The 7398-nt window shown below is 45.4% G+C and carries 5 protein-coding genes; 3 read left to right on the top strand and 2 right to left on the bottom strand.

Features of this window, described 5'->3' with window-relative positions; translation table 11 throughout:
• Window positions 1–17: 17 nt before the first annotated feature.
• Entirely contained in the window at window positions 18–1745 is a 1728-nt protein-coding gene (abc-f, locus tag QYB97_RS16240) for a ribosomal protection-like ABC-F family protein (RefSeq protein WP_301167049.1), read from the bottom strand.
• Between the two features lie 424 nt (window positions 1746–2169).
• On the opposite strand from abc-f, the gene QYB97_RS16245 reads away from it, so the two are divergent.
• The gene (locus tag QYB97_RS16245; protein ID WP_301167050.1) at window positions 2170–2868 is read left to right on the top strand and encodes a hypothetical protein; all 699 of its coding nucleotides are present in this window, start codon (window positions 2170–2172) and stop codon (window positions 2866–2868) included.
• 62 nt (window positions 2869–2930) lie between these two features.
• Here QYB97_RS16245 and QYB97_RS16250 read toward each other — a convergent pair whose 3' ends face one another.
• Entirely contained in the window at window positions 2931–4001 is a 1071-nt protein-coding gene (locus QYB97_RS16250; RefSeq protein ID WP_301167051.1) for a permease, read from the bottom strand.
• Window positions 4002–4168: 167 nt separating this feature from the next.
• On the opposite strand from QYB97_RS16250, the gene mnmH reads away from it, so the two are divergent.
• Window positions 4169–5221: a tRNA 2-selenouridine(34) synthase MnmH gene (gene mnmH / locus QYB97_RS16255; RefSeq protein ID WP_301167052.1), complete on the top strand. Its 1053-nt coding sequence runs from the start codon at window positions 4169–4171 to the stop codon at window positions 5219–5221.
• A gap of 126 nt (window positions 5222–5347) precedes the next feature.
• On the top strand, window positions 5348–7135 hold the full coding sequence (gene pepF, locus QYB97_RS16260) for an oligoendopeptidase F (RefSeq protein ID WP_301167053.1): 1788 nt from the start codon (window positions 5348–5350) through the stop codon (window positions 7133–7135).
• Window positions 7136–7398: the final 263 nt, after the last annotated feature.

The raw sequence follows: 7398 nt of genomic DNA on the forward strand, positions 1-7398 counted from the left end.
CGGGCGGGTGCCCGGACTTATTGCAGTTTGCGTTTTTCAGCCATCAATTCTTTAAATTCCTCATCCAATTTCACATATTCCTTTTGACCGGGCACAAGAAGGCTCAATTCCCCCAATAGAGCTGTAATCCGGGTTTCTATGACCAGTTTTCTATCATTTTTGTCATCGTTTGTTTTCTTTTTAAAACGGGGGCCTTGACGCTTTTCCTCAATATATTCCTTAAATCCTTCTTCCGTTTTAACAATGGTTTGATCCCGGAAAACCAACAGTTTTTCGCAGGTTTTTTCAAGAAAAAAGCGGTCATGGGACACAACCAAAAGGGTGCCGTTGAATGACAGCAGCGCTTCCTCCAATTGCTCCCGGCTCGCCAGGTCCAGGTGATTGGTCGGCTCATCAAGGATGAGCAGATCATGCTGCTGCAGAATCAGCAGCGCCAGCTTCACCCGCATTCGTTCACCAAGGCTGAGCGTCTTGATCTGCTGTTTCAGCATGTTTTCATGAAAACCCATATTGGCCAGAAGTGTCCTCGCTTTCGCTGCCACCGACCGGATTTCAAAGAGAACCTGTATGAGGGAAAGCACGGTCTTTTCGGGATCAAGATCGCTCACATCCTGTGTCAGATAGGCGATCTTAGCTGTAGGACTGATCCAAAGATCGCCTGAATCGGAGGTTTCCTTTCCGGTCAGCATGTTAAGGAACGTTGTCTTCCCGCAGCCGTTCGGTCCTGTTAGCCCAATCCTTTCCCCGCGCTGTATATAGAAGGAACTGTTCTGAAACAATAGCCTCTCCCCAAAGGATTTAGAAATATCGGAAGCTGCCACCAGGCGTTTTCCCCGTTTTTCCGGATCTTCCCATCCAAACTGAATTTTTGTTTCCTCTTTTGGACGCTCGACTCCTTCAAGCTCCAGGCTTTCCAGCCGTTTGATCCTCGATTTGATATGCTTATCCATGCTCTTGGCTTTGCTTCTGTAAAATTCCTTTGTACCGCGCATATCTGCCATCTTACCGGTTTTGCCGGCTTCCTTGTGGGCTTTGGATGACCAGTTGTTCAGGCGGTTGATCTCTTCCTGAATTTTTTGCTCATATTTTTTCTGATTTTCATATTCTTGGAGCTGTGCCTGATACCGGCGCTCCTTCTCTTTACGGTAGTCGGTATAATTCCCGGTATAATCATGGGACTCACCGTCCCTTAATTCAACGATCCGTTCCACGGTCTGATCCAGAAAGTACCGGTCATGGGATATAATCAGCACCGCTCCCTGAAACGATTTCAGTTCCTTGATCAGCCATTCCACTCCCTGAAAATCGAGATGGTTGGTCGGTTCATCAAGAATCAACAGATCCGGATGATCAGACCAGATGTGGGCGATGGCCATTTTCGTCTTTTCTCCGCCGCTTAAACCTTCATACCTTTCTTCCTGCCATTCATTCACTTTCTGGAGTCCGAGCCGGCTTGTGGTCTGAAGAAAATCCTTCTGCTCATTGGCCATGTCTGTCAGCGTATTTGCTGTATAAGAGGTGGATTGCTTCAGGTAACCAACCTTGAGCTTATTTTTAAACCTCGCTACCGTACCCCCATCCTGCTGCATGGAACCGAAAAGAATATTCGCCAGGGTGGTCTTTCCCGCACCGTTTGCCCCAACGAGACCAATTTTTTCATTCTGTCCAATCTCCATCGTTACGTTGCTGAGCACTTTCTGCTCGCCGAATTCCTTTTGTACTTCATAACATTTAATCAATTCCATACGATCACCGCTTTTTATTATCATTTACAGGCTGGTGTGACATATGAAATTCGAGTACACAAAAAGACCGCAGAAGCTTCTGCGGTCCTGGACAAGCGAAAAAAGATACAAGAAATACAACGGACTGCTTTCCGCTCAGCGTTACAAGCGGACAAACCGAACCCAAGTATACCCATAGACAGACGTATCCCATCCCGCTCCGCAGCCGCAGAGCTCATTTGCCGTGCAATCAAATTTCATGATCGACAAAGGGATTAGTTCCACATCGTGTCTAATTGGATACCTCCTTCTCATTGTTGCTGTTAGTATATCACAGTTTCCAGAAAAAAGTGAATGGACTTTTCGTTCATAAAAAAGCCCTTTAAAGCCTAAAAAATTGTAATATGGATAAGGAATGGTGTTAAAAAATGAGGGAGGCGTTGTTGTGAAGAAACGACCAATGCTTTTTTCAGCTCTTTTGGCGGGTGTCACAGTAATATCCGCATGGTACTGGGCAAGCACTCACCAGGAAAGAATGCTCAATGACTATACGAATGAAAAATATGGGTTTGATGTAGAGGATATCGGTAATAAGGGAAACCATTCAAATCAGTACACAGTCAAACGAAAAGACAAACCTGAAGATGTGTTTACGATTGAGGCTTCAAGTCAAAAATTCTCCTCTTATATTGAATATGACAATTATGCAGAAACAGAAATCATCCATGAATTTAACCAGCAGCACAAGAAATCCAAGGAAAATCAAAGACTGGAACAGCTTGGATTTCACCATTCCCATGTCACCCATTATTACGGAAATGGTGATGAAGTGAACAAGAGAAAGATTCATGATCTGAAGACGGCGCTCTTTTTGTACCAAGATAAGGCGATGAACGAATCGGATGCCAGTCGTTTTCTCGAAGCTATTCCGATTATTGAAAGCATCAAGGAAAAACTTACGCCGACAGGTAATGACCTTGTGAGGGTGGCTGTGTTCAACTCTCGTTATTATCCTTCCCTATACAAGAATGACACGGAAAACGTCCCCATAAAAGGCGCAGTGAAGTTTTCGACAAAACAACTGGAATCTGTCCAAACAATGGAAGAGGCAAGAAAAGCAATCGAAAATGGTTCATATAACTGAAGAAGCAAACGATAGAAATAGAAAAAGACGTATGCCCATGCAAACGTCTTTTTTAATAAGGATTAGAGAAAAATCATGCCTGCAATTCCGCTCAGTACTCCCAGAACAACGACTGAAGCTGTCACAAATCCAAGCACACGCTTTGGATAGGATCGTGCTACGATCAGCAATGAAGGCAAGCTCAGCGCAGGAAGCGTGATGAGCAAGGCTGCGGCCGGTCCTTCTCCCAATCCGACAAGCATAAATGTCTGGATAATTGGAATTTCAGCAGCCGTCGGTATTACAAACAGCATTCCGGCAAGCGCAAAGCCAATAATCGCAAACAAGCTGTTTGATGCGGTTTCACTCAGCTGCGGGAACAGCCAAATTCGGGCAGCACCAAGCAACAGGACGGAAAGGATATATGCCGGCCCGATATGAAGCAGCATGGTCCCCAGGCTCTTCATCCATCTTGTGAAGAACGGTCCCTGCTCCTCTTCAAAAGTTTCGCGCTCTGGCACATCTTCCAAATTTACAGGATCAGCGTCCTTGGCAAACCTGTTGGCAAGAAAACTGACACCAAATACAAGAATTAGTCCGAAGAACAGACGAAGCACCGTAAATTTCCACGAAAGCACAAAAGTCATGAAAATAAGAGTTGCCGGGTTAATGGTCGGGTTGCCCAGCCAGAATGCCAGGCTCGCTCCTATGGAAACCTTCTTTTTACGCATGCCGACTGCCATCGGTGCAGCACAGCACGTGCACATCATTCCTGGAACGGAGGCCAGTCCGCCGGCAACCGTACTTCCAAATGAGGTTTTCCCCAGAACCTTAAGCAGCCAGCGTGATGGAAGAAGTACCTGAATCAGTGATCCTAAAAGAATTCCGAGTGCAGCTGCTTTCCATACTGACAGAAAATAAACCTTCGCATAGTCCCAGGCGGATGCCCATGGCGAGCTTAATGCTGATTGATCGCCCAATATGGACGGCCCAATGGTATGTGTAGCGGAAGAAGCAATCGCTTTTTGTAGATAAGGCCACCACTTCACATAAAGAAGGCCTGCGGCCGCTACAATTAAAAAAATAACAAGAGCCCAGATGGCCTCTTTGTTTCTGGAGCGCACTTGTTGAACCGAATGATTTATTTGAGACATTTTATCTCCACCTTAACTGTTTTCAGTCTTTATACAATACCCCCTATTATATCACACCAATTGAATTTTTTTGAAGATGAAGTATTATTGGACGGCGAATATGCATTTCATGTAAAAATATTTTATAATATGAAATAGACGTGTTAAAAAGAAAGGCGGAAAAGCCAGTGTTTCAAGATATTGCAATCGAAGAATTAATGGCTGCGTACAATAACAAGGAGATTACCCTCATCGATGTGCGGTCACCATCGGAATATAAAGACTCAACAATACCCGGAAGTATGAACATTCCCCTGTTTAATGATGAAGAACGGGCAGAAGTGGGAACCATCTACAAGCAGGAAAGCTCGGATAAGGCAAAAGAGCGCGGACTTGAAATCTTTTCGGCCAAGCTTCCTCAATTCATTAAAACTTTTTCTGCGATTGAAGGGCCAAAAGCTGTGTTTTGCTGGCGCGGAGGCATGAGAAGCCGGACGGCAGCAACGGTTCTTGACCTAATGGGAATCCGCGCCAAACGCCTTCAGGGAGGCTTCCGCACCTATCGGCAATGGATCGTTAAACAGCTTGGGGAGATGGATTTCACACCACAAGCCTATGTCCTCCACGGGAACACCGGAACAGGAAAAACGTTGATTCTTAACGAACTCGCCAAACAAGGGTATCCGGTTTTGGACCTGGAAGGACTTGCCGGCCACAGAGGATCCATTTTTGGAGAAATTGGGCTTGAGCCCAACAACCAGAAGATGTTCGAATCTCTTCTCTTTCATGATCTGGACAAGCTGAATGCCTCCCCTTATATCCTGATGGAGGCTGAAAGTAAGCGGGTCGGCAAGGTGGTTCTGCCCGATTTTGTTACGCAAAAGAAACAGCAGGGTCTGCATATTTTTATCGACATGCCGGTCAGCGAACGGGTGAATCATATTTTGGAGGATTATCTTCCCTGGGAACACCGGGAGGAATGCCTGGAAGCTTTCAAACGGATTAAACGCCGGATTCATACCCCGATCGCCGGCCGTATTGAAGAAGATTTGGAAAGCGGCAATTATCATAGTGCCGTCCGCCTGCTTTTGGAGCACTATTACGATCCGCGCTATGAATTCCATGAAAATAATTATGATGAGAATCAACGGATCAACCTGCAAGTCCAAAACAGCAGTGAAGCTATTGTAAAAATTAAAGAAATTATAAAAAAGCGTCAGCCGGCTCATACGGTACTGTAATTCTCACGGTTCCGGCCGGCTTTTCTTACATATATCCACGCCCCATGATTATATTAATACTCATTTTGCACAGCCTGTAATACACTTATGGAATAAGGATAACTTACAGCAGAAGGAGCTATGTTTATGACAACCTACCAATCAAGAAAAGAGGTTCCTGTTCAAGAACAATGGGACCTGAATGATATTTACCCTTCCCTTCAGGAGTGGGAAAAGAATTTTGAAGCAGCAAAAGAAAAAGCTGAAGAATTGAAAAATTATGATGGTAACATTAATTCTGCACAGTCTCTGCTGGAGTTTCTTACAAAGCAGGAAGAACTTTCACTCTTGTTTAACAAGGTTTATGTTTATGCCATGCTGAGCGTGGACGTCGATACCCGTGATTCCCAGGCTCAGTCACTGCTCGACCGGGCCAAGCATGCAGGTGTAAAAATCAGTTCGGCTACCTCCTTCTTCATGCCTTTCCTTTTAAGCCTGGACGAGGAGCAATTGAAAGCATATATCGCAGAAGAGGAAGGCTTGCGCTATTTTGAAGAAGATCTGTTTGATTCGTTCCGGTATAAATCTCATATTTTGAGCAAGGAACAGGAGCAGGTCGTCTCCCGACTCGGAGAAGCTCTCTCTTCCCCAAGCGGAACATTTAACATGATTAACAATGCCGACATTCAATTTGGCGAGGTAACCAAGCCGGACGGTGAAAAAGTAGAGCTGACGCGCGGCATGTATTCGAAATTAATTGAGGAAGAGGACCGGAATGTACGAAAAGAAGCGTACAAAGCCTACTATAAACCGTACTTATCTCTTAAAAACACCATAGCTTCCACTCTTTCGGCGGCGATCAAAAACAACGTGGCCGTTGCAGAAATTCGAAATTATCCTTCCGCTCTTGAAAAGGGGTTGTTCGGCGACAATGTCCCAAAGGAAGTCTACGAAAACCTTATTCGTACCACCAAAGAAAATATAGCTTCCATGCACCAATACAGTGCGCTCCGAAAAGAAAAGCTTGGACTTGATGAACTGCGCCAATATGACTTGAGCACGCCATTGGTGTCTGGTGTCAAGCTGGACATCTCCTATGAGGAAGCCTATCAAACGATGCTGGAGGCGCTTGCACCGCTGGGCAGTCATTATGTGGACACGCTGAAAGAATTTAAAGACGCCAGGTATATTGATGTCAGGGAAACACCTGGAAAGCGGTCCGGTGCCTACAACCTTGGCCTCTACGGTGTTCACCCATTCGTGCTGCTTAATCACCAGGACGATTTGGACAGCTTGTTTACCCTTGCGCACGAAATGGGCCATGCGATGCACAGCTATTATTCCAACAAGCATCAGCCAAAGATCACGGCAGGCTACAGCATTTTTGTGGCAGAAGTGGCTTCCACGGTCAATGAAGTGCTGCTCATCAATTATTTGCTGAATAAAGAAGAAGATCCTCAAATCCGCAAGCATTTATTGAACCATTTTATCGATCAATTCAAGGGCACCCTGTTTACTCAGGTCATGTTTGCCGAGTTTGAAATGAAAACCCATGAGCTTGCCGAACAAGGGCAGCCGTTGAATGCTGAGGTGTTCAGCCAGGTCTATGAAAAGCTGTTCAGGGAATACAATGGGGACACTGTGGTCTTTGATGAAGAAGTAAAATATGGCTGGTCGCGCATCCCTCACTTTTACCGTCCGTTTTACGTATACAAGTACGCTACCGGATTTGCCTCTGCCATTCACCTTGCGACAAAGATCCTTGATGGGGACACAGAAACCCTCAAAGCGTATCTGGAGTTCCTGAAAAGCGGAAGCTCCGACTATCCGCTTGAGCTTTTGAAAAAGACGGGTGTCGACCTCTCCACACCAGAACCAATTGTGAATGCGCTGAACCGCTTTGAAGAGCTGGTTGAGGAGTTCTCACAAGTATAAGGATGATGTTTAGAGTGGGGCAGTTAACATAATGGGGAGTTGGCCAGTAAGATTGCTTTTTTCGCCAGTAAATATCGATTTTCGGACAGTAAGTCTCTCATTTCGGACAGTAAATGTTCCAAATCGGCCTGTAAATGCTCCTTCACCTCGTTTTCAGCCCGGGGTTCGCCTGGCTCATTTTCATAAAAAACAAGAAAACAGCCCATTTCAGGGCTGTCAGGCTGTCGAGAAACTCTCGACAGCCTGAGTTTTTTTATCTACTT

It is taken from the genome of Fictibacillus fluitans, assembly GCF_030418125.1.
Taxonomy (GTDB): Bacteria; Bacillota; Bacilli; order Bacillales; family Fictibacillaceae; genus Fictibacillus_C; species Fictibacillus_C fluitans.